Below are 22,256 nucleotides of genomic sequence, written 5' to 3'. Positions count from 1 at the left end.
GTTCGCGTCGAAGCCCCGCCGGGCACCCCTCCGGCGGGGCTTCGTCCTGTTTGCCGCATCTCCAGAGGCCGGTGCGTGCGTTTGTACGGCCCTTGTACCGGCGGCCGCCACGCTGTCCCCACAACGAATCCCGGAGGGACGGACAAATGAGAATTCGGATCGGGAAGCGGGTGGCCGGCGTGGCCGGCATCGCCGCGGCGATCGCACTGGCCGGCGCCACCCCGGCCCTGGCGGCGACAGGCACGGTGCACACGGACTCGGGGATCGCGCTGACCGTGCGGTCCACGCCGAGCACCGGCGGCAGCGCGGTCGGCACGATCGCGGACGGCACCGCCGTCACCATCTCCTGCCAGACCAACGGATCGACCGTCGACGGCAAGTATGGCACGTCGGACATCTGGGACAAGGTCGGCGACGGCTACATCAGCGACGCCTACGTCTACACCGGCTCGGACGGCCGGGTGGCCCCGGACTGCGCGGGCTCGACGCTGTCCTGCACCACCGCGGGCACCGGGAACCCGAAGACCTGCGCGCAGGCGGTGGCCTACGCCAAGACCCGCGTGCACACGAACGACCTCGACTCCTACGAGGGCTGGTGCGACCGGATCAACGCGCAGAACTACGGCTGGACCGCGTCGGGCTCGGAGACGGCCTACATCCACTGGACCCAGATCCCGGCCTCGTTCAAGCACCCGGGCGACACCCAGGTCCCGGCGGGCGGCCTCGCGTTCTTCAAGAGCAGCGGCGCGGGCCACACGATGATCTCCATCGGCGGCGGCAAGTTCCTGTCGAACGACATCAACGGCTACGGCAGCTACACCGAGACGACGATCGCCCAGATCAAGAGCAAGTGGGGCCAGACCTACCTCGGCTGGTCGCAGCCGTGGTTCAAGGTGAACCACTGACCTGACCAACCGGACCGCCCCCTGCCCACCTCCCCCGGGCAGGGGGCGGTTCAGGTTCCGGGCTTCAGGTGGTGCAGCACGAAGATCCCGCCGATCGCCGGCCGGTCCGGGCGCTCGTGGTCGGTCGCCACGTACTCGTCCAGCACCGCCAGGATCCGGCGGTCCAGCTCTTCCACCTCGTCCGGTGACAGGTGCAGCAGGAACTTCTCGTGCACCGCCACCGAATCCGGGCCCGCCGCGTGCAGCTCCTCCTGGAAGATCTCGATCGGCGCGAACCGCGTCTCCGCGTCGGCGGTGGCCAGGGGACCGTCGAGCCACCAGGTCTCGTTGTCCGCGCGGTAGGGCTTCTCCAGCGCTCCGCTCGGCCCCGTCCGGACCGGCGCCGGGTGCAGCAGGCCGGCTGAAACCAGCTGGCGGACGTGGTGCAGGACCGTGCCCGGGTCACGGTCGAGGCGGTCGGCCAGTTGCTTGTTCGTCAGCTCGTCGACCAGGCACAGCCGCATGATGCGCAACCGGAGCGGGTGGCCGAGGGCCTTGGCTTCCTCCGGCGTCGCCGGACGGCGGCGGCGTGGTTCGTTCATGGACGCAGCGTAGTCGATCGATGGGGAAAGCTCGGATCGATGGAGAAAAGTCCATCGATGTGCGATCCTCCATTCATGCACCGGACCTTCTGGCGGCTGTGGACGGCCGCGGGCCTGTCGAGCCTCGCCGACGGCGTCCTCAAGGTCGCCCTGCCGCTGGTCGCCGTCGGGTACACGCGCGAGCCGGCGCTGGTCGCGGGGCTCGCGTTCGCCTTCAGCGTCCCGTGGCTGCTCTTCGCGCTGCCCGCCGGCGCGCTCGTCGACCGGCTCGACCGCCGCCGCGCGATGCTCGGCGCCAACGTCCTGCGCGGGGCGCTCGTCGCCGTCGTCGCGGTGCTGACCGCTTACGGCGGGGGCTCGATCTGGGCGCTCTACGTCGTCGCGCTGGGTGCCGGCACCGCCGAGACGCTCTACGACACCGCCGCGCAGTCGATCGTCCCGCAGGTCGTCGGGCGGGCCGACCTCGCCCGCGCCAACGGCCGGGTCTACGCGGTCGAACAGACCGCCAACGAGTTCGCCGGGCCGCCGCTGGCCGGGGTCCTGGTCACCGCCGGGGTGCTGGCCGCGTTCGTCACGCCGGTGGTGCTGTGGGCGGTGGCGGTCGCCGCGCTGCTGTTCGTGCGGGGCTCGTACCGGATCCCGCGCGGCGACCGACCCGCCACCCTGCGCGCGGACATCGCCGAGGGCCTGCGGTTCCTCGCCCGCCACAAGGTTCTGCGGACCTTCTCCCTCATGGTCGGCACGTTCAACTTCGCCACCGGAGCCACGTTCGCGGTCCTGGTCCTCTACGCGGTCGGCCCCGGCTCGGCGATGGGCCTGTCCGGACCGGCCTTCGGCCTGCTGACGGCGACGACCGCCGCGGGCGGCCTGGCCGGGTCGCTGCTCGCCGAGACGGTGGAACGCCGGCTCGGCCGCGTCCGCGCGCTCCGGGTGTCGTGGCTCGCCGGCGGCCTGACGGTCGGCGTGCTCGCCGTGACCGCCGACCCGTACGTCGTCGGTGCGGCCTTCTTCGCCGGCGGCGCGGGCATCCTGGTGTCGAACGTGGTCATGGTGTCGCTGCGCCAGCGGATCACGCCGGACCGGCTGCTCGGCCGCCTCACCAGCAGCCACCGGCTGGTCGCGTGGGGCACGAAGTCGCTCGGCGCGCTGGCCGGCGGCGCGCTCGCGCAGGCCTTCGGGCTGCACGTGGTGTTCGTCGTGATGACCGTGCTGGCGTTTTCGGTGGTGGGCGGGCTTTTCGTGGTGACCGAGGACGCTCTCAGAGCCGCCGAGCCAGCAGTTCCGAGACACCCGGCCTGAACACGCCGACCGCCTCCCAGCCCCACCGCCGGTACAGCGCGTGCGCCGGGGCCGCCGTCGCCGCGGCGAGGAGCGCGCACGGCTCGGCCCGGTCGCGCAGCAGCCGGTCGAGCAGGTCCCGGCCGTGGCCCCGCCCGCGCCGCCCCGGCCGGACGGCGAGCTCGTACACGTAGAACAGCGGACGCCCGGCGAGCCACGGCGGCGGGGCGGCCGCCGCCGGGGACGGCCACCAGCCCGCCTCGCGGCCGACGCCGTAGGCGAACCCGTCCAACACGTCTCCACTGTGGACGGCCGTCAGCGCGAACCCGGGCAACTCCGCGTGCTGCGCCAGCGTTTCGCGGAACCGGGCCACGTCCGCTTCGCTTTCCCCATAGGGAGGTTCGCGGTAGACCTGGTGGTAGAGGCCGGTGACCGCGGTCCAGTCAGGCATTCGCCGTCTCCCGCACCGGCTCCGGGACCGCCTTCAGCCCGGTCAGGACGGCCACCGCCAGCAGGCAGCACCCGGCGAGCACGAGCCACGGCAGCTGCGGGCCACCCGCCAGCAACGCCGTGAAGGTCACCGGGGCCAGCACCCGCGCCGCACCCCAGAGCACTTCCTCGAGCCCGAGGTAGCGCCCGCGCAGGTGGGCGGGCGCGAGCGCCACGGTCAACGCGCTGCTGGTCGGCGCCTGCAGCAGCTCGGCCACCGTGAAAACCGCGGTGGCCAGCGTCAGCACGGCGAACGCGGGCAGCGCCGTCACCAGCGGCACGGCCGCGTAGAGCAGGAACGCCCCGGCCCACACCACGGCCGCGACCTGCAGCGTCCGCCCCCGGCGGAACCGCTCCACCCGCCCGGCCACGACCGTCTGCGCGAGCACCACCAGCACCGTGTTGAGGGCGAACAGCACACCGGGCTGCCACGCCGGCAACCGCAGCGCGTCGAGCACGTACGCGCTCAGCAGCACCGTCAAAGCCAGGTCGCACAACGCGAAGACGAAGACGGTCACCAGCACGCGGCGGAACGCGCGGTCGGCGAGCACGGCCCGGTAACCCCCGCGCGGCGCGGTGGTCCGCGCCGGGGCTTCGCCCGCCCGGCCCCGCCAGGTCGCCACGAGCACGGCGGCGACGAGGAAGCTCACGGCGTTGAGCACGACGATCGCCGCGTAGCCGCCCACCACGACGAGCACGCTGCCGGCAAGCCCGCCGAGGCCGATCCCGACGTTGCGCAGCGTGCGCTCCATCGCGTACCAGCGGGCGCGCTGCCCGTCGTCGGCCACCTGCGCCACCAGCGCACCGGACGCGGGCCAGAACAGGCCTTCGCCCCAGAACGTCAGCGCCGCCAGCACCACCAGGACCGGCGGCGACCCGGCGAAGACGTACCCGGTGAAGGTGAGCACCCGCAGCAGGTTGGCCGCGACGACCACCCGCCGCGGGCCGAAACGGTCCACCAGCGGGCCCGCGCAGAGCCCGGCCGGCAGGGCGAGCAACGCGGCGAGCGAGAGCGCCGCGCCGACGGCCGTCAGCGGAAGTCCCTTGGCGGCGTGGAAGTAGACGACGGCGAACGGCAGGAACAGGCCGGTGCCGAGCGCGTCCACGCCCTGGGCGGCGACCAGCGGGAGGCGGCCCCGGGTGCGGGGCAGCCCGAGCAGTGCGGTGACGGCCATCGGTGCGTCCTCAGGCGTGGGGGAGCGGGAAGGTGTTCAGCCGCGCTTCGGGCAGGGGGTGCGCGCGCCAGCCGAGGTCGACCGCCGCGCGGCGCACGCGGCCGTCGCCCCAGTACGGCAGCCCGGCCGGGAAGTTGGCCACCAGCCCCGGCACCAGCGTGTGCGCGGCGTGGAACCCGGCCGCGGCGACGTCACGGGTGGTGAGGTCCACGCTGAGCACCTCGAACCCGCGTGCCTCGACGCGGTCCTGGTAGGTCTTGAGCGTCCGTTCGCCGAGCGCGGGCAGGCCTTCCCAGCTCCGCTCCGGCAGGTCGCGGACCCACGGTGCGACGTGGGCCGCCGCCCGCGGGTCGAGGTAGACCTGTTGCTGGCACAGCAGGTCCACGACGTCGCCGAAGTCCGCGCGGTAGGAGTCGAGGTAGCGCCGGTCGGCCCGGTACGGCTTCAGGTTGCCCAGGTGCGGCAGGTCGTCGCGCATCGCGGCCAGCTCGCGCTCGTCGTCGAGCGCGAGGCAGGTGTGCTGCAGCGTGAACCCTTCGGCGAGCGCCTTCTTGGCCGCTTCCAGGGCGTCGGGGCGCGTGGCGAACCCGATCGACAGCCAGCGGCGCGCCCGGTCGAACACCGCCGCCGCGACGACCGGGACGGCGAACTCGTTGTCCAGCGGGATCAGCGTGACTTCGTAGGTTTCGGTGGTGTCGGCGACGAGCGCGCGCACCTCGGGCGGCACCGGCAGGGCGCGCAGCCGCGGTGCGTTGGCCCACCACACCATCGTGGTGTCCCGTTCGAGAACCTCCTCGAGGCCGGAGGTGACGGCGTGCTCGGCGCTCGTGCCACCGGCCAGCCCGGCGATCAGCGGGTCGGTGAAGCGCGCCCCACCGGGTTCGGGTGCCTGCGAGACGAGGCACGCGGGTACCCATACGGGCTCCTTCGTCGTGTGCGAAAAGGCTTCCACCCAGGCGCATTCCGCGTCGGTGGTCAGCGGCGCGAACGGGAAGCCGGGGGTGCGGTGCTGCCGGGCCGAGTAGAGGTTGAGCCGGCGCGGGTCCAGCGCCGGGACGCCGGCGCGGCGCAGCTGGTCGTAGCTGCCGTGGCGGAGTTCGCGTTCCGGGGGCAGCCAGCTGCCGCAGTAGCGTTCGACGGCCTCGCCGATCGCGGACTCGCGGGCCGGCTCGAAGTCGTGCCACGACGTCCCGAACGCCTGGCGGTCGTTGGGCCAGTCGACGACCCGCCGCATGTCCGCGACGTCCACCGCGCACACCTTGAGCCGGGCGGGCATCCCCGGCGCGGCGGGCAGTTCGTGCACCGCGGTCACGATCCCGGTCCGGTCGTCGACGAGCAGGTCCGGCCGCAGGCCCTGGTCCCGGACCGGCCGGGGCCGGTCGGGCACGGGGAGAACGGGCCGGGGGAGCGCGGTCAGCCGGACGGGGTCGAGCTCGAGCTCGCCGGTCGTCGTCTCGGCGGGCTCGCCGGCGATCCACCGTTCGAGCTGGACGGCGAGGGCGCTGACCAGCCAGCGGGCGTCGGTTCGCCGGAACCGCGGCCCGGGCGGGGCCTCGGCGGCGGCGAAGGCGTCGGGGACCCGGGCGTCGAGGGCGGCCGAGCGGCGCCGCGCGAGCACGTCGGCGAAGTCGGGGCCGAAGCCCGGTTCGACCGCGGGACCGGCGATGCCCTGGCCGCGTTCGCAGCGGAAGGGGAAGAACCGCACGCCGTGCTCGGTGCAGAACGCGTCGAGTGCGCTGAGCTCCCGGTAGGCGGGGTGGGTGTAGGCGGCGACGAGGACGGTGTCGGCCGGGGCCAGGGGGAACGCGGCTTCGACGAGCGGTGGAACCGCGTTGTAGGCGGCCGAGCCGAGGATCTCCGCCGGGTCCGCGGGGTCCGCGGACCGCGCCGGACCATCGCCGGCCGTGCGGAGGACCTCCGCCGGGTTCACCAGGAGCGCCGCTTCGGCCAGCGGCCGCACCGACCCGTAACCGGTCGCTCCGAGAACCTCCGCCAGCGGTCCCGTCAGCTCGGCCGCCCCGGTGACCAGCACCGTCGTCGCGGCGAGGCGCCGGGCGCCGTCGTCGCCGGTGGCCGGGTGCAGGCAGCCGTCCGCTTCGAGGACGTCGAGCACCTCCGCGTGGTCCGGGCTCATCCCCGCGAGCAGCTCGGCGCGCGTCCGGGTGCCGTCGCAGCGGCTCAGCCACGCGCGGAACTCGCCCACCGGCGCGGTGATCGAGTACTGGCCGCCGTTCGGGGTGCTGAGCAGGCACAGCTCCGGCTCCAGGTCGTGGAGCTCGACGCCGGTCAGCTGCAGGCGGATGTCGTCGGAAGGCATGGCGATCCCCTCGTCGGCGGGGCCGTGCCGCGGCCCGGGGAAGGGCCGCGGCACGTCTACGGCTGGGCCGGGACTACTTGGCGGACGCGCGGTTGTGCACGACGGCGCGGTTGTGGACCACGGCGCGGTTGTGGACGACGGCCCGGTTGTGCACGACCGCGCGGTTGTGGACGACGACGGCCGAGGGACGCTCGAAGCTCGAGATCATGGTTCCTCCTGCGGGGTGAAGTGGATGTCCCCCGGCGGGCCCACCGGGGCGGGGTGACGGGAACCAGTTTCGGGCGGCGCCGTGCGTCCTGACGTCTTCTGGACTGCGATCCGCACGCCCGCGCCCATGCGTTCGTCACGGTCCGGACATGACCCGTGCACGACGAAGGCCCCCACCGGCGCTCGGTGGGGGCCTTCGGTCCGGCTCAGCTCACGCCCGGCAGGTCCGGCCGCGGTTCACGCAGTTGACCAGCCCGTTCATGATCCGCTGTGACATCACGTTCGCGAAGTCGTCGTGGTCGGAGAACGGGTTGTGCTTCTCCTGCGGGAAAGCGTCCACTTTGTACTGCTTCTTGACCTGGATGTCGTGCGGGATGTCGTAGGTCAGCGAGATCTGCAGCTGCGGCACCGCCTTGAAGCCCTTGGCGCACCGGCCGTTCTGGTCCGGGAACACGATGTGCGTGCGGTGGTTCGCGCTGTCGGTGTTCTGCCCGTCCCAGCAGCTCGGGAACGTGTGCACGCGCTTGACCTTGCTGTTCTCCGGACAGATCGGGTACTTCTCGGTGACGCGGTTCTCGAACCCGCTGCACGTCCAGCTGGCGCGGGCGTTGGCGGTGCCGTTGGTCGAGACCTTCGCGTCGCCGTAGAGCACGCGCAGGAACCGCGGCATGGCCACGACCTTGCCCACCGGGCTGCCGCGGAAGGTGATCTGGACCTTCTGCGGCCGCAGGATCTTGCCGTCGTTGCCGGGCAGCTCGTTGTTGTCGTCCTGCCCGGGCAGCGCACCGCCCGCGGTGCTGCTCGGCGGCGGCGTCGGCGATCCGGTGTCCTTGCCGGGCTTCGTCCCGCACGGCAGGCCGCCGATGCCGCCCGGCTTCGGCGCGAACCGGCCGATCGCGGTGAGGATCCGGTCGATGATCGCCTTGCGGCGGTCGTTGAGCGGGCCGATGATGCTGTTCTGGACGAGGTTCTCGCCGCCCTGGCCCTGCGCCGCCGCGACCTTCTTGTTCGCCTCGTCGGCCTGGGAGTCGAGCTGGTCGAGGTTGCTGTCCACTTCGTCCATCGCCTGGTCGGGGATGTCCGGCAGCTTGCTCGCGACGTCCGGGCAGGCGACCTGGACCGTCTTCGACTCCTGGGCGGCCTGCGCGCGGTCGCCGTCGGGCGCCTTCGCGGGCTCGTTCTTGTCCTCTTCGCCGGTGTCGATCCGGACGACGGGCCAGAAGTAGGCGGACTTGTCGCCGTTGCGGCAGGTGGTGCCGGCCTTCGCGAGGGTCTTGTTGGTGGAGTCGGCGTTGGTGGAGAGGTTGCCGACGTAGTCGTGCAGGTGCTGGGCGCCGTTGCGGACGCCGGGCTGCGCGATGAAGTTGTCCGGGTTGAAGTGCTGGTTCTCGTTGCGGCCGCAGTCGACGGTGAACGTGCCCGTCGCGGCGCCGTAGACCGGCCGCGGGTCGAACTGGTTCGGCTTCACCTTCAGGATGTCGACGAAGAACGCGGGGTTCGCTTCGTCGGCGCTGGCTTCGCCGGTGTTTCCGGTGGTCGTCGCGACGACGATGCCGCCGACCGCGATCGCGAGGGCGAGGCCGCCGGTCGCGATCTTGGTTCTGCGGGACAGGCGGTGCCGTCCTTGGGTGCTGCTGGGCATGGGGAAATCCTCCGGGGTGTCGGGCTGGCGGGAACGCGCGACACTGAACGGGTACGAGCCCAGGCTCGTGCCCATCAGGAATGCGTCGGCAAGGAACGGCTTTCCGGCTGGTCCACTGACCCGACATCAGTGGGTGCGCGCTCACCTGCCCGTGGCCGCGCCGTCAACCGGCTGGTTATCGTTCCGTTATGGAAGTTACACGGGCCTTTGACACCGGGCAAGCACCGAAAAAAGTTTGAACCGAACTGAACCCCCGTCCGTATCCCCAGGTGAGGCCCGGCGACTGGGCCCGGCCGGAAAGCCTTGCGCGAACCCGGGATCAGCGCAGCGGCGCGGGCACCGCGGAAATGGCGGCCAGCGCCGAGCCGAGCCGGTGGCCGACCGCGAGGCCGACCTGATCGCGCACCTCGGCGAGTTTCGCGACGTCGATTCCGGTCGCGATTCCTTCGCCGTGGAAGAAGTCGACGAGGTCGTCCGTGCCGACGTTGCCGGACGCGCCCGGGGCGAACGGGCAGCCGCCGATCCCGCCCAGCGCGGCGTCGAACCGGCGGATCCCGAGCGAGAGCCCTTCCCACGCGTTGGCCGCCGCGCGCCCGTAGGTGTTGTGCAGGTGCAGGCCGAGCGGGACGTCCGGCAGTTCGTCGGGCACCGCCGAGACGACCGCGCGCAGCCGGCTCGGCCGGGCGGCGCCGATCGTGTCGGCGAGGTGGACGACCCGTGCGCCGAGCCGGCCGAGGTGCGCGGCCACGTCGGCGGTCCGGTCCGGCTCGGTGTCGCCGTCGAACGGGCAGGCGAACGCGGTCGCGACCGACGCTTCGAGCGCGACCCCCGCGCCGGTGAGCAGTTCGGCGCACCCGGCCAGCCGGTCGAGCGCCGCGGCCGCCGGGACCCCGGCGTTCGCGGTGCTGTGCCCGTCGCCGGCGGAGACGACCAGCCGCACCGACTTGGCGCCGGCGTCGATCGCCTGCCGCGCCCCGCGTTCGGTGAACACGAGGGTGTGCAGGCACGCGGGGGTGTCCGGCAGCAGCGCGCGGAGCACCTCGCCGGTGTCGGCCAGCTGCGGTACGCGGCGCGCGGAGACGAAGGAGCCGACCTCGAGCGCGCGGACGCCGGCGTCGACCAGGCCGCGGGCGAGCCGGACCTTTTCGTGCGCCGGCACGGTGACGGGCTCGTCCTGCAGCCCGTCGCGCAGCACGACCTCGGTGATGAGGACTTCGGTCACGTCAGATCACTCCCTTTTCGCGGAGGCCGGCGACGGCGTCGCCGGTGATGCCGAGCTCGGCGAGCACGGCTTCGGTGTGTTCGCCCAGGTCCGGCCCGAGCGAGCGGGTGCGCCCGGGCCGTTCGGCCAGCGCGGGGACGATGCCAGGGAAGGTGACTTCGGCTTCGCGGCCCGCGCCGACGCGCACGCGGTGGCGTTCGTGCATGCCGCGGGCTTCGAAATGCGGGTCCTTCGCGATGTCCGCGGCGGTGAGGATCGGGCCGCTCGGCACGGAAGCGGCCAGCAGCGCGGCTCCGGCGGCTTCGTGGGTGAGGGTGGCCGCCCACGCGCCGATCGCGTCGTCGAGCAGGCCGGTGTGGCGGACGCGCCCGGCGTTGTCCGCCGGCCGCGGGTCGGCCGCGAGGTCCGCGCGGCCGATGGCGTGCGCGAGCCGGCGGAAGATCGCGTCGCCGTTGCCGCTGACCACGATGTACTTGCCGTCGGCACAGCGGTAGGTGTTGGACGGCGCCACCCCGGGCAGCGCGGAGCCGGCCGGGCCGCGCACGACGCCGTGCGCGTCGAAGTCCGGGAGCAGCGACTCCATCAGGGAATAGACGGCTTCGTAGAGCGCGACGTCGACGACCTCGCCGGGGCGGGCGCCGGGCTCGCGTTCACGGCGGAGCAAGCCCATGAGCGCGCCGATCACCGCGTAGAGACCGGCGACGGAGTCGGCGAGGCTGACCCCGACGCGGGTGGGCGCCTGGCCGGGGTAGCCGGTGAGCGCGCGCAGCCCGCCGATCGCTTCGGCGACACCGCCGAAGCCGGGCCGGTCGCGGTACGGGCCGGTCTGGCCGTAGCCGGAGACGCGCACGACGACCAGCCGCGGGTTGAGCGCGCGGAGCTCGCCGGGTCCGAGCCCCCAGCGTTCGAGCGTGCCGGGCCGGAAGTTCTCGAGCAGGACGTCGCTGCGCGCGGCCAGCGCCCGCACGATGTCCTGGCCTTCGGGACGGCGGAGGTCGACGGTCACCGAGCGCTTGTTGCGGCCGAGGGTGCGGAAGAGCAGCGAGGTGTCGCCGTCGTGCAGCCGCCAGCGGCGGAGCTCGTCGCCGGTGCCGGGGCGCTCGACCTTGACCACCCGGAGGCCCGCGAGGGGCCCGGATTGTTCACTCATGCCCGACCACAAACTACTATGTGAGCTGTCAACTCAGAATACGGGCGTGTGTCGTGGAGTCAACGGGGGCGAGCGTCGCTAGACTGTGCGGCACACCACGGGCACGGGGCGGGGCGATGGCAGAGGAAGAGCGCAGTGGCGGCGGGACGACGCCGGTGCTGGTGCTGCGCAAGTTCAAGCAGATCCTCGAGTCGTTCACGATCGACGACCCGGAGCTGACGCTGCAGCAGATCACGCGGTCCACCGGGCTGCCGGCGAGCACGTGCCAGCGGCTGGTGCACAACCTGGTGCGCGAAGGCTTCCTCGACCGCTACGACGACACCTACCGCGTCGGCCTCGGCCTGGTCCGCTGGGCGGCGCCCGGCACGTTCGGCCTGGACCTGGTCCGGCTGACCCGCCCGGTGCTGCAGCAGCTGCGCGACGAAACGGGCGAGACGGCGTGCCTGTACGTCCGCGACGGCGCCTACCGCACGGTGATTTCGCTGGCCGAGTCCCGCCACCCGGTGGTCCGGCTGTTCGTGGTCGGCATGGTGATGCCGCTGCACGCGGGTTCGGCGGGCAAGGTCTTCCTGGCCTGGGACAAACTGGCGATCAAGGACGCGATCGGCCACGGCCTGGCCCGGTTCACCCCGCGCACGGTGGTGGACATCGACCTGCTGACCGAGCAGCTCGGCCAGATCCGCTCGACGGGGTACGCGGTGAGCTTCGAGGAACGTGACCTGGGCGCGGCGTCGTTGAGCGCCCCGGTGTTCGGGCTGAACGGCGAGGTCGGCGCGGCGATCGGAATCGGCGCCCCGACCCAGCGCATGACACCGGCCGACGTGCCGCGGTTGGCACCGGTGGTGGTGGAAGCGGCCCGGCGCGCCTCGGAGCGGCTGGGGTACCGGCCGGGCGTGGAGCAGGTCTCCGGCCTCTGAGCGGGCTGCGGGATTTGGTCCCGCGGTCCGCAACGTCATGAACGAGTCGTTCACCTCGCCGGATGCCGGGGCTCCGGCAAAGACGCGTCGGTGTGGTCGGCAAAGTTGTGCCGCCGTGGGGCGAGCGGATCACCGGCGGCGGAGTGGCCCGGCCGTGCGACTTTCGGGACCTCCGGCCGCGATGTCATGAACGACTCGTTCATGTCGTCCGGCGAGGTGAACGACCCGTTCATGACATGCGGGGCGGCGAGATTCCCGGTCGGTCCCCTCTTGTTCGGATCCACGCCCCGACCTGCGATCCGGTGCCACCTGACCCATCCTGTCCCCGTCCCGTGAGTCCTTGACTCCATCACCCGGCCCGTCACATTATGGGTTCGACAACCACATAGTGGCGAAGTCAAAGGAGACGACGGATGGCCCACCTCCCCGACGCGGCGCCGGACACCGGCACGATCGCGGGCCGGCTCGACCGGCTGCCCATCACCCGCACCCATCGGCGGGCCACCGTCGCCGTCGGGCTCGGGCTGTTCTTCGACTTCTACGAGGTCTTCCTGACCGGGGTGCTCAGCTCGGTGCTCGTCGAAGAGTTCGCCCTGACCAAGGCCGACCTGCCGCCGTTGCTCGCCTCGACGTTCGTCGGCATGTTCTTCGGGGCGCTCCTGCTCGGCCGGCTCGCCGACCGGTTCGGTCGGCGCGGGGCGTTCCTCGTGAACCTCGGGCTCTACTCGGTCTTCTCGCTGCTCGGCGCGTTCAGCGGCAGCGCGCTCATGCTGCTGGTCACGCGGTTCTTCGCGGGTATCGGCCTCGGCGCGGAGCCACCGCTGGCCGACACCTACCTGACCGACCTGCTGCCCGCCCGCAAGCGCGGCCGCTTCATCGCCTGGGCCTACACGCTCGCCTTCTGCGGCTTCCCGGTCGTCGGCTTCCTCGCCCGCGGCCTGACCGACCACGAGGTCTTCGGCATCGCCGGCTGGCGCTGGCTGTTCGTGATCGGCGCGCTCGGCGCCGCCGCGGTCTTCCTGCTGCGCCGCGGCCTGCCCGAATCGCCGCGCTGGCTGGACTCCGTCGGCCGCACCGAGGAGGCCGAGCACCTGGTCGCCGGTATGGAGGCCGAAGCGCGCGGGGCCATCGCCGGCACCCCGGCCCCGCCGCGCGGCGTCACCCGCAAGCGCGTCGCCGCACCCGTGCGCGAGCTCTTCGCCCCCGCCCTGCGGCGGCGGACGTGGATGATGGTCGTCTTCCACATCCTGCAGACCCTCGGCTACTACGGCTTCGGCACGCTGGTCCCGCTCGTCCTCGCGGCCAAGGGGTACGCCGTTTCGCAGTCGCTGCTGTTCGCCGCGCTGACCTACCTCGGCTACCCGGTCGGCTCCGCGCTTTCCCTGCCGATCGTGGAACGCGTCGAGCGCAAGTTCCTCGTGATCGGTTCGGTGCTGGCGATGGCGGTGTTCGGCATCGCGTTCGGCTACGCGGGTTCGATGGCGCTGATCCTGATCTTCGGCTTCCTCTAGACCGCGACCAGCAACCTCTTCTCGAACGCGTTCCACATCTACCAGGCCGAAATCTTCCCGACGGCGCTGCGTTCCACGGCGTCCAGCGGCACGTACTCGCTCTCGCGCCTGGCCAGCGGCGCGATGCCGTTCGTCCTGGTCCCGCTGCTGAGCTCGCACGGCCCGACCACGCTGTTCCCGGTCGTCGCGGGGGCGCTGGTGGTGGTCGCGGTGGACATCGCGGTCTTCGGCCCGCGCACCACGGGCCGCCGCCTGGAGAACGTCAACGACGCGGCAGCGCAGCCGATTCGATGACCGCCACCGCCTCGCCGACCGGCAGCCGCGCGGTGTCGACGACGAGGCGCTCGCGCGTCCACGGCTCGTACTCGCGGTTCACGATCTGCTGCCACGTCGGTGGAACCAGGTCCGCGATGCCGACGTCGCGGGTTTCCGCGCGGCGCCGGTGTTCCGCGGGATCGGAGCAGACGATCTCGGCTTCGAGCACCCGGGCGCCGGCCCGGAGCCCGGCCGCGCGCCACGCGTCGCGGGTCACCGCGAGCGGGTTCACGCACTCGGCGATCACGCTCACGCCGGTGCGGAGCAGGTCGGCCGCGACGTCCTGGGCGACGACGTAGCCGACCGGCCCGAGCGGCTGCGCGAGCGGTGACGAACGGACGATGGCCTGTTCGATCGTGTCGACGCGCAGGAACGCGAAACCGGTGCGGCGGGCCAGCTCCGCGGCGACGGTGGTCTTGCCGGTCGCGGGCAGGCCGCCGACGGCGATCAGCAGCGGGGGCACCCCGGGATGATCGCACCCGCGGCCCTCACGAGGCGTGCTTCTGCGCGAGCAGGCCGCGCCGCAGGGTGGCCAGCGCCCGGTGCTGGGCGACGCGGACCGCGCCCGCGCTGGCGAGGCCGACCGCGGCGGCCGTCTCCTCCGCGGTCATCCCGAGGATGATCCGCAGCACCAGGATTTCGCGCTGCCGCGGCGGGAGCGTGTCGAGCAGGCCGGACGACCGGTCGAGCGCCGCCGAGCGCTGGACCTCTTCGCCGGTCGGGTCGCCGCCGGTCCAGCGGTCGGCGGGCGGCTCGGCGACCGGGCTCGTGCGGTCGCGCGCCCGGCGGCGGTGGAAGTCCGACACCTTGTGCGACGCGATGCCGAAGACGAACGCCAGGAAGCCGTCGGCCGCGTAGCGGTAGCCGGGCAGCGCGTTGACGATCGCCAGCAGCACGTCCTGCGCGCAGTCCTCGGCGTCCGACGAGCCGTCCTGCCAGGTGCGGAGCCGGCCCAGGCAGTAGCGGAACACCAGCGGCCGCAAGGTGTGCAGCAGCCCGGCCACCGCGGCGCGGTCGCCGCGGATCGCCGACCGGACGAGGTCCGGGTCCAGGGTGAACGTCGCCGGGGGAGCGGACGCGCCCTCGGCGGAGTGCGGCGACATCGGCCTCATCCTTTCCCACACTCGCCGTCACGGATGATCACGACGCTAAGTCACTCCGCGTGGTCGCCACACCGGCCGGCCGGCCGCTGCGGCCCGGGTCTTCCGGCCCTGGTGCGCGGGACCGCGGTGTGTGTCCGCGCGCCCGCGGCGGTGGGCGGGCCGAACGGCCCTATCGGGGCGCCCGGGCCACCGATCACGCTGGTGACCGGGTTATTCACAGGAGAAACACAGGGACGCGATGGTGGACGACGTGGGCTTCGGGCTCTTGCTGGACCGGCAGCAATGCCTGGCGCTGCTGCGGACGGCGAGCCTCGGGCGGGTGATCTTCACCCACCGGGCGATGCCGGCGGTCCGCCCGGTCCGCTTCACGGTCGTCGAGGACGCCGTGGTGTTCGCCGTCCCGGCGGCCAGTCCCCTCTACGCGGGTGCGCGCGACGCCGTCGTCGCGTTCGAAGCCGACGAATACGCCGACGACCTCGGCGCCGGCTGGTACGTCAGCCTGCTCGGGCGGGCCGCCGAGTCCGGCGCGGTCGACATCGCCTGCCCGTGCCCCTGCCCGGTGCCGCCGGGCCACCGCTTCCTGCGCGTCCCGGCCGAGTCGATCAGCGGTCACCGCCTCGCCTGCCACGCCCAGTAACGAACCGGCTCCGCCGATCGACCCACCGGATGGACGAACCGGATTGGGCCGACGCGGGCAGTCTTCTGTGGCACCCTTGACGGCCCGGGAGTGGCCCGGGATTCGGGCGGAGCCTGCGGGGTCGACGGGAAGTGACGGACGAGATCAGCATGCCGGCGATCCTCGCGGCCGTGGGCGGCATCGCCCGCGAGCTGGAGCTGCCGTCGCTGCTGGAACGCGCGGTCGCGACGACGTGCGAGCTGGTCGGCGCCCCGCGCGGCCGGCTGGAGCTGCCCGAAAACGGTGTCGCCCGCTACGGCGGCGAGCCCGGTGCCGGCGCGGTCGAGGTGCCGGTCCGCGCCGGGCCGCAGGTCTACGGGACCCTCGTCATCGAACCCGGCCCCGGCGGCGGGTTCTCCCGGCGGGAACGGGAAGTGCTGGGCGCGCTCACCGCGGCGACCGGGATGGCCGTGGAAAAGGCCCTGCTCGTCGACCAGATGCGCCGCCGCGAACGCTGGCTCGAAGCCTCTTACGACGTCACCGGCGCGCTGCTCGCGTCGCAGAACTTGAACGCCACGCTCCGGCTGATCGCCGAACGCGCCCGCATCGTCGCCGGCGGCACGGCGGGTGCGATCGCCCGCCCGGCCGGGCCGGGGCAGCTGATCTTCGACGTCGTCGAGCCCCCGGGCGACGACGCCGACCGGCTCACCGGGCTGACCGTCCCCACCGAAGGCACCGCCACCGGCGTCGCGTTCGCGACCCGCCGCCCGGTCGTCGTGCGCGACTACGGCGAGCGCGTCCAGGAGGAGCAGCGCGACCGCGCCGGGCCGATGCCGGCGATGATCAAGGACCTCGACTCGGCCATCTCGGTGCCGCTGCTCGTCGGCGAGGACACCCTCGGGGTGCTGGTGGTCGCGAAGTTCCGCGACAAGTCGCCGTTCACCGACTCCGACGTCCAGCTGGCCGAGACCTTCGCCGGGCACGCCGCCCTCGCCGTCGAGTTCTCCCGCGCGCAGGAAGCGCGCCAGCAGCTGGCGGTGTTCGAAGACCGCGACCGGATCGCCCGCGACCTGCACGACCTGGTCATCCAGCGGCTCTTCGCGACCGGGCTGGGCCTGGAGGGCGTGAGCAGGCTGATCGCCGACCCGGCGGTCGCCGCGCGCGTGGCCGGGTTCGCCCAGGACCTCGACGGCACCATCCGCGAGATCCGCAACAGCATCTTTTCGCTGCAGGCACCCGCGCAGGCGCACGGCAGCCTCCGCGCGGAGCTGCTGCGGGTGGCCGTGGACGCCCGCGACACGCTGGGGTTCGAGCCGCGCGTCGGGTTCGACGGGCCGCTCGACGCAGCGGTGCCGGACGCCGTCCGCTCGGACCTGATCGCGTCGCTGCGCGAAGCGCTGACGAACGTCGCGCGGCACGCCGGGGCGACGTCGTCGTCGGTCGACGTGACCGTCGACGGCCTGGGCCGGCGGCTGACCCTGGTCGTGCGCGACGACGGAACGGGCCCGCCGCCGGACCGCGACCGGGTCAGCGGGCTCGGCAACCTGGCCGCGCGGGCCGCCCGCTGGGGCGGGACGTGCGTGCTGGTGGCCGCCGAAGACGGCGGCGCCCGGCTGGAATGGACCGCCGAACTGCCGGCCAGGGCCGGCGAGCAGGGGAGTGGACGATGACGATCGCGGTGTTCCTGCTCGACGACCACGAGCTGGTCCGGACCGGGCTGAAGACCGTCTTCGAGGCCGAACCCGACATCGAAGTGGTCGGCGAGGCGGGGACGGCGGCCGAGGCGCTGGTGCGGATCCCGCAGGCGCGCCCGGACGTCGCGATCCTCGACGTCCGGCTGCCGGACGGGCAGGGCGTCGAGGTGTGCCGCGAGATCCGGTCCACTGTGGAACCGCCGCCGGCGTGCCTGATGCTGACGTCCTATTCGGACGACGACGCGCTGTTCGGCGCGATCATGGCGGGCGCGGCGGGCTACATGCTCAAGCAGGTGTCCGGCCGGTCCCTGATCGACGCCGTCCGCACGGTCGCCAGCGGCGGCTCGCTGCTGGACGCCACGCTCACCGCGTCGGTGATGAACAAGCTGCGCGGGGAGAACGTCGCCACCGCCGACCCGCGCTACGAGCAGCTGAGCCCGCAGGAACGCCGGGTGCTCGACCTGGTCGCCGAGGGCCTGACCAACCGCCAGATCGCGGAGCGGCTGTTCCTGGCCGAGAAGACGGTGAAGAACTACGTTTCGTCGGTGCTGCACAAACTCGGCGTCGAACGGCGCACGTCCGCGGCCGTCTACATGTCCCAGCGGCGCGCCGGCCCGGACCGATCGGGCTGAATCCGGGGACCGATCGGCCGCAACCCGGTGGGGCGTTCGACGTATCCAGCCGCCGATGCGGTACACCTGTCGGGGGACGCACGGATCGGCGTGCGCGGTGGAGGGGACGGCATGTCGGGGTTGTCGAGCGGGGACTACGTCACGCAGCAGATCCGGGCACTCGCGCAAGCGGTGCGCCGGGAAGGGGCCGGCGGCGTCGGCACGCGCAGTTTCCAGCTGGCGGAGCACTTGGCGGCGGAAGGTGGCGTCCACCGCGGCGACATCATGACGGCCACGGCGACGCTGCTGGCGATGACGGCGTGGTGCGACGGCGAGGTCGAGTCGGCCCGCAGGTTCGCCGAGCTGGCCGGGGAAAACGACGAGGACTCGCGGGAGCTGGTGACCCACCTGCTGCGGCTGGAAGCCGGGGCGGATCAGGGCTGGCTGCCGCAGGAACAGGTCGAGGCGCTGCTCGAGTACGCGCGGAAGGCCCGCCGCGGGGATCTGGTGCTGCGGGTGCGGGCGCTCACCGGCGCCCGCCGCGGCCGGCACCGGCGCGCGGACTGACGTCGAGCGGGGGCCGGAGTCCACCCCGGCCCCCGCTCCGTCAGTGCGAGCCGAGTGGCCGGCCGGGATCGGCGAGCCGGTCCGGGTCGACCGCGCGGCCGCTGAGGATCAGCTCGCGCACCGCGTCGAGGCCCTCGTCCCAGCGGTTGACGTGCAGGCCCGCGACCACCCGGTCCCCGGCCAGCCAGAACGCGTGGAACGCCTCGGCGTCGCCGCGGCGCACGACCCGGTCGTAGCCGCCCGGCGGGAACCAGCCGGTGAACTCCAGGCCCGCGTCGTACTGGTCCGAGAAGAAGTAGGGCAGCTCGGCGTATTCGACCGCCTGGCCGAGCATCGAGCGCGCCGCCGCGGGGCCGCCGTTCGTGGCCGCCGCCCAGTGTTCGACGCGGATCGCCCGCCCGTAGTGCGGGTGCCACGCGCTCGCGACGTCGCCCGCCGCGTAGACGTCCGGGTCTTCGGTGCGCAGGGCCGCGTCCACGCGGACGCCGTCGTCGACGGTCAGGCCCGCTTCTTCCGCGAGCTGCGTCTCCGGCCGCGCGCCGATGCCCACGACGACCACGTCGGCCGGGATCTCGCCGTCGTCGGTCAGCACCGCCGAAACCGCGTCGTCGCCGGCGAACCCGGTCACGCCGGTGCCGAGGCGCAGCTCGACGCCGTGGGTGCGGTGCAGGTCCGCGAAGAACCCGCCCAGTTCCGGGCCGAGCGCGGCGTGCAGCGGCGAGGGACCGGGCTCCACGATGGTCACTTCGCAGCCGTAGGTGCGCGCCGCCGCGGCGGTCTCCAGGCCGATCCAGCCCGCGCCGGCCACGACGACCCGGCCGCCCGCCGAGAGCGCCGAGCGCAGCTGGTCGGCGTGGGACAGCCGGCGCAGGTAGTGGACGCCGGCCAGGTCGTTGCCGGGCACCCGCAGCCGTCGCGGCGAGGATCCGGTGGCCAGCAGCAGTTTCGTGTAGCCGAGGCGCTCGCCGCCGGCCAGCTCGACCTCGTGGGCGGCGCGGTCGAGCGCCGTGGCCCGCTGTCCGGTCCGCACCTCGACGTCCTGCTCGGCGTACCACTTCTCGTCGTGGACGAACACCGACGCGCGGTCGTCCTGGCCGAGCAGGTAGCCCTTCGACAGCGGCGGCCGCTCGTAGGGCAGGTCCGGTTCCGCGCCGACGAGCACGATCCGGCCCGCGAACCCTTCCGCGCGCAGGCTTTCCACGGCCTTCGCGCCGGTCAGCCCGGCGCCGATCACGACGAAGGTGTCGGTCATGCGCTCACCCCGGTCAGCGCGAAGAACTCCTGGCGCGTCTTGGGTTCCTCGCGCAGCAGGCCGTGCAGCGACGACGTGACGGTGAGCGCGCCGGTCGCCCGGACCCCGCGCAGCGACATGCACAGGTGCTCGGCCTCGATCACCACGCCGACGCCCTTCGGCGAGAGGTGCTCCTGCAGCCAGTCCGCGACCTGCTTGGTCAGCCGCTCCTGCACCTGCAGGTCGCGCGCGAACAGCTCGACGACGCGGGCGAGCTTCGACAGGCCGAGGATCCGGTCGCCGGGGAGGTAGCCGACGTGCGCGACGCCACGGAAGGGCAGCATGTGGTGCTCGCACAGCGACTGCACCGGGATGCTCTTCGCCAGCACCAGCTCGTCGTAGCCCTCGTCGTTGGGGAAGGTCGTCAGCTGGAAGTCGCGGGGCCGCAGCATCTCCGCGTAGGCGTGGGCGACCCGGCGCGGGGTGTCGCCCAGGTGCTCCGACGTCGGGTCCTTGCCGAGTGCCCGCAGCAGATCGGCGACCGCTCGTTCCGCCGCGTGCAGGTCGACGGCGTCGCGGTCGTGGACGACACCGAGGTGCCGCAGCGGGACGGGTTCGACGCTCACGGGCGTGCCTCCTTCTAAAATCAAGTCGAGCCGACGTTAGAAGCTCTCCGGGGTTTTCGTCAACAGTTTTGTGTTTTAGAATGCGGTGATGCAGGAACCCCAGGCCGGTGCGCTGGCCGCGGTCGCGGCGCTCGACGAGCCGACCCGGCGCCGGTTGTACGAGTTCGTCGTCCGCCAGCCGGAGCCGGTGAGCCGCGACGACGTCGCCGCCGCCCTCAGCGTGCCCCGCGCGACCGTCGCGTTCCACCTCGACCGCCTGGTGGACGAACGGCTGCTGGCGGTCGGCCACGAGCGCCGCACCGGCCGCAGCGGCCCGGGCGCCGGACGGCCGGCGAAGCTGTACCGCAGGTCCGACCGGCAGGTGAGCGTCTCCCTGCCGGAGCGGCAGTACGAACTGGCCGGTCAGCTGCTCGCCACCGCGGTCGAGGAGGCCGACGAGACGGGCGACCCGGCCCGCGAAATCCTGGTCCGGCGAGCCCGTGAGCGGGGCGCGGAACTCGCTCACGGGGCGGACATCGTCGGCACGCTCGAAGAAAACGGGTTCGAACCGCGCGTCGAGGGGGCCGAGGTGCTGCTGGGCAACTGCCCGTTCCACCAGCTGGCCCGGACGCACCAGCGGCTGGTCTGCGAGATGAACCTCGGCTTGGTCGAGGGCATGCTCGCCGGCGTGGGCGACGACCGGCTGCGTGCCCGGCTGGCACCGGGGCCGGGGCTGTGCTGCGTGCGCCTCGGTCCTGCCTAGCGGGGGAGGAAGGGAAGCACGAAGAGAACGGCGCCGAAGCCGACGAGCGCGGCCGAGGCGACGCGGTGCAGGTGGCGGCCGGCGAGCCTTCGTGCCCAGCGCGCGCCGAGCAGGACCCCGGCCGCGGAGAGGACGCCGAGGAGGCTCCCGAGTCCGAAGTGGACGGAGCCGTGCAGGGCGTACCCGACGGTCGCGAACCCGACGAGCGGCAACTGGATGAGCTGCCCGGCGGCGACGGTGGTGAGCACGGGCACGCCGAGGGCGAGGAGGACGGGAACGAGCAGCACGGGCCCGCCGGTCCCGGTGAGAGCGGACCCGAACCCGACGAAGACCCCGACGGCAACTGCGGCGAGGGGCGGCAGCTCGCGCCGACGCCCGGGCTCGCCGGGTGAGGGGTTGGCGGGCTGGGGTTGTGCTGGCGTCCGGGTCCTCACGGGTTCGGCGGCTGGCGTTTGGGCGGGTGGCTCGGGGTGGGGTGGTAGTTCTCCGGTGGGCAGCTTGGGTTCGGCTGTCGGCTCTGCGGTGGGTAACTTGGGCTCGGTGGCTGGCGTTTGGGCGGGTGGCTCGGACTGGGGTGGTAGTTCTCCGGGGGAGAGCTTGGGTTCAGCTGTCGGCTCTGCGGTGGGCAACTCGGGTTCGGCGGCTGATGTTTGGGCGGGTGGCTCGGGCTCGGGTGGTAGTTCTCCGGTGGGCAGCTCGGGCTCAGCCGGCGGCTCTGCGGCGGGCAACTCGGGCTTGGCCGGTGGTCTCTTGGCCGGTGGCGCGGCCTCGGCTGGCGGTGCTGCGGCGGGTAACCCGGGCTCGGCGGGTGGCGCGTCGCCAGGCTCGGCCGGTGGCGCCTCGGGCGTTGCCGATGTTGCGGGGTGAGCCGGGCCGAGCTCCGCCGCCGTCCCGGACTCGTCCGTGAGTTCCTTGCGTGGCCGTCCCCAGAGGTTGAACGCTCCGGACCCCGCCGTGAGCGTTGCCAGCACCAGCCACAGTGCCGTTGCCGGCACCGCGCCGTTCACCAGGGCTCCCGCGGCCGCCGCCGGGGCCGCGCCGAGGGTGAGCCAGCCGCCGAAACGCCAGGGCATCGCCTGGTTGCGGGCGTACGCGAGCGTGCCGGCGATGCCCGTGAACAGGAAGCACCAGCTGCTCGTGCCGGCCGCCGCGTGGATGTCGAGGCCCGCCAGCCACGTGAGCGCGGGTGGCAGCAGGACCCCGCCGATGCCGACGATCCCGATGCAGATCCCCACCGGGACCGCGACGAGCAGGACGGCGATCACCGCCCGAACCGCTCGGGAAACCGGGCGTTTTCCACCCTCCGACGGTAACCGCACGTGGTCCGGTCCGCTCGGCTGGTCCCGGCCCGGCGCGG

Annotated in this window: 21 protein-coding genes and 1 pseudogene; 9 read left to right on the top strand and 13 right to left on the bottom strand. The window is 73.2% G+C overall.

Features of this window, described 5'->3' with window-relative positions:
• Positions 1-146: 146 nt before the first annotated feature.
• A complete protein-coding gene (locus MUY14_RS15545; RefSeq protein ID WP_247023718.1) occupies positions 147-905 on the top strand; it encodes an SH3 domain-containing protein in 759 nt (252 codons plus the stop codon).
• 50 nt (positions 906-955) lie between these two features.
• Here the strand turns inward: MUY14_RS15545 and MUY14_RS15540 are convergent, their stop codons facing one another.
• The gene (locus MUY14_RS15540) at positions 956-1,486 is read right to left on the bottom strand and encodes a transcriptional regulator (RefSeq protein ID WP_247023717.1); all 531 of its coding nucleotides are present in this window, start codon (positions 1,484-1,486) and stop codon (positions 956-958) included.
• A gap of 75 nt (positions 1,487-1,561) precedes the next feature.
• Between MUY14_RS15540 and MUY14_RS15535 the strand changes: the two genes are divergently transcribed.
• Entirely contained in the window at positions 1,562-2,785 is a 1,224-nt protein-coding gene (locus tag MUY14_RS15535) for an MFS transporter (protein ID WP_247023716.1), read from the top strand.
• On the opposite strand, the gene MUY14_RS15530 is transcribed toward MUY14_RS15535, so the two are convergent.
• The 7 genes from MUY14_RS15530 to MUY14_RS15505 all read right to left on the bottom strand — a co-directional run bounded on the left by MUY14_RS15530 (position 2,745) and on the right by MUY14_RS15505 (position 10,966).
• On the bottom strand, positions 2,745-3,215 hold the full coding sequence (locus MUY14_RS15530) for a GNAT family N-acetyltransferase (RefSeq protein ID WP_247023715.1): 471 nt from the start codon (positions 3,213-3,215) through the stop codon (positions 2,745-2,747). The genes MUY14_RS15535 and MUY14_RS15530 overlap by 41 nt on opposite strands.
• Positions 3,208-4,428, bottom strand: coding sequence for an MFS transporter (locus MUY14_RS15525; RefSeq protein WP_247023714.1), 1,221 nt, complete (start codon positions 4,426-4,428; stop codon positions 3,208-3,210). The genes MUY14_RS15530 and MUY14_RS15525 overlap by 8 nt, the downstream gene beginning before the upstream one ends.
• Positions 4,429-4,438: 10 nt before the next feature.
• Entirely contained in the window at positions 4,439-6,745 is a 2,307-nt protein-coding gene (locus tag MUY14_RS15520; RefSeq protein ID WP_247023713.1) for a YcaO-like family protein, read from the bottom strand.
• Between the two features lie 73 nt (positions 6,746-6,818).
• On the bottom strand, positions 6,819-6,953 hold the full coding sequence (locus tag MUY14_RS46890; RefSeq protein WP_255482016.1) for a hypothetical protein: 135 nt from the start codon (positions 6,951-6,953) through the stop codon (positions 6,819-6,821).
• 210 nt (positions 6,954-7,163) lie between these two features.
• A complete protein-coding gene (locus tag MUY14_RS15515; RefSeq protein WP_247023712.1) occupies positions 7,164-8,594 on the bottom strand; it encodes a DUF1996 domain-containing protein in 1,431 nt (476 codons plus the stop codon).
• Between the two features lie 319 nt (positions 8,595-8,913).
• Positions 8,914-9,816 carry a hydroxymethylglutaryl-CoA lyase gene (locus MUY14_RS15510; RefSeq protein ID WP_247023711.1) on the bottom strand — a complete coding sequence of 301 codons (903 nt, stop codon included), beginning with the start codon at positions 9,814-9,816 and terminating at the stop codon, positions 8,914-8,916.
• Position 9,817: 1 nt separating this feature from the next.
• Entirely contained in the window at positions 9,818-10,966 is a 1,149-nt protein-coding gene (locus tag MUY14_RS15505) for a CaiB/BaiF CoA-transferase family protein (protein WP_247023710.1), read from the bottom strand.
• A 116-nt stretch (positions 10,967-11,082) separates the two neighbouring features.
• Here MUY14_RS15505 and MUY14_RS15500 point away from each other — a divergent pair, with 116 nt between their 5' ends.
• Both MUY14_RS15500 and MUY14_RS15495 read left to right on the top strand, forming a co-directional pair.
• Positions 11,083-11,883 carry an IclR family transcriptional regulator gene (locus MUY14_RS15500; RefSeq protein ID WP_247023709.1) on the top strand — a complete coding sequence of 267 codons (801 nt, stop codon included), beginning with the start codon at positions 11,083-11,085 and terminating at the stop codon, positions 11,881-11,883.
• Positions 11,884-12,296: 413 nt separating this feature from the next.
• A pseudogene (locus MUY14_RS15495) lies at positions 12,297-13,688 on the top strand (MFS transporter).
• Here MUY14_RS15495 and MUY14_RS15490 read toward each other — a convergent pair.
• On the bottom strand, positions 13,657-14,172 hold the full coding sequence (locus MUY14_RS15490; protein ID WP_247023708.1) for an AAA family ATPase: 516 nt from the start codon (positions 14,170-14,172) through the stop codon (positions 13,657-13,659). The pseudogene MUY14_RS15495 and the gene MUY14_RS15490 overlap by 32 nt on opposite strands.
• 25 nt (positions 14,173-14,197) lie before the next feature.
• Entirely contained in the window at positions 14,198-14,812 is a 615-nt protein-coding gene (locus tag MUY14_RS15485; protein WP_247023707.1) for a sigma-70 family RNA polymerase sigma factor, read from the bottom strand.
• A 238-nt stretch (positions 14,813-15,050) separates the two neighbouring features.
• Here MUY14_RS15485 and MUY14_RS15480 point away from each other — a divergent pair, with 238 nt between their 5' ends.
• The 4 genes from MUY14_RS15480 (at position 15,051) to MUY14_RS15465 (ending at position 18,300) form a co-directional block, all read left to right on the top strand.
• On the top strand, positions 15,051-15,449 hold the full coding sequence (locus MUY14_RS15480; RefSeq protein ID WP_247023706.1) for a pyridoxamine 5'-phosphate oxidase family protein: 399 nt from the start codon (positions 15,051-15,053) through the stop codon (positions 15,447-15,449).
• 149 nt (positions 15,450-15,598) lie between these two features.
• Entirely contained in the window at positions 15,599-17,098 is a 1,500-nt protein-coding gene (locus MUY14_RS15475) for a GAF domain-containing protein (protein ID WP_247025143.1), read from the top strand.
• Positions 17,095-17,754: a response regulator transcription factor gene (locus MUY14_RS15470; RefSeq protein ID WP_247023705.1), complete on the top strand. Its 660-nt coding sequence runs from the start codon at positions 17,095-17,097 to the stop codon at positions 17,752-17,754. The genes MUY14_RS15475 and MUY14_RS15470 overlap by 4 nt, the downstream gene beginning before the upstream one ends.
• 111 nt (positions 17,755-17,865) lie before the next feature.
• Positions 17,866-18,300 (top strand): hypothetical protein, encoded by a 435-nt coding sequence (locus tag MUY14_RS15465; protein WP_247023704.1) that lies wholly within the window; start codon positions 17,866-17,868, stop codon positions 18,298-18,300.
• 40 nt (positions 18,301-18,340) lie between these two features.
• Here the strand turns inward: MUY14_RS15465 and MUY14_RS15460 are convergent, their stop codons facing one another.
• Both MUY14_RS15460 and folE read right to left on the bottom strand, forming a co-directional pair.
• Complete coding sequence (locus MUY14_RS15460) at positions 18,341-19,552, bottom strand: NAD(P)/FAD-dependent oxidoreductase (RefSeq protein WP_247023703.1); 1,212 nt, start codon at positions 19,550-19,552, stop codon at positions 18,341-18,343.
• Positions 19,549-20,157 (bottom strand): GTP cyclohydrolase I FolE, encoded by a 609-nt coding sequence (gene folE / locus MUY14_RS15455; protein ID WP_247023702.1) that lies wholly within the window; start codon positions 20,155-20,157, stop codon positions 19,549-19,551. Before folE ends, MUY14_RS15460 begins: the two co-directional genes overlap by 4 nt.
• Positions 20,158-20,245: 88 nt before the next feature.
• Between folE and MUY14_RS15450 the strand changes: the two genes are divergently transcribed.
• The gene (locus MUY14_RS15450; protein WP_247023701.1) at positions 20,246-20,899 is read left to right on the top strand and encodes a metalloregulator ArsR/SmtB family transcription factor; all 654 of its coding nucleotides are present in this window, start codon (positions 20,246-20,248) and stop codon (positions 20,897-20,899) included.
• Here the strand turns inward: MUY14_RS15450 and MUY14_RS15445 are convergent.
• Positions 20,896-22,218 (bottom strand): TSUP family transporter, encoded by a 1,323-nt coding sequence (locus tag MUY14_RS15445; RefSeq protein ID WP_396126807.1) that lies wholly within the window; start codon positions 22,216-22,218, stop codon positions 20,896-20,898. The genes MUY14_RS15450 and MUY14_RS15445 overlap by 4 nt on opposite strands.
• Positions 22,219-22,256: the final 38 nt, after the last annotated feature.

The sequence above is a fragment of the Amycolatopsis sp. FBCC-B4732 genome (assembly GCF_023008405.1).
GTDB classification, from domain to species: domain Bacteria; phylum Actinomycetota; class Actinomycetes; order Mycobacteriales; family Pseudonocardiaceae; genus Amycolatopsis; species Amycolatopsis pretoriensis_A.
Note: the sequence above shows the minus strand (reverse complement) of the source record. Positions and strands in the feature narration are given on the sequence as shown.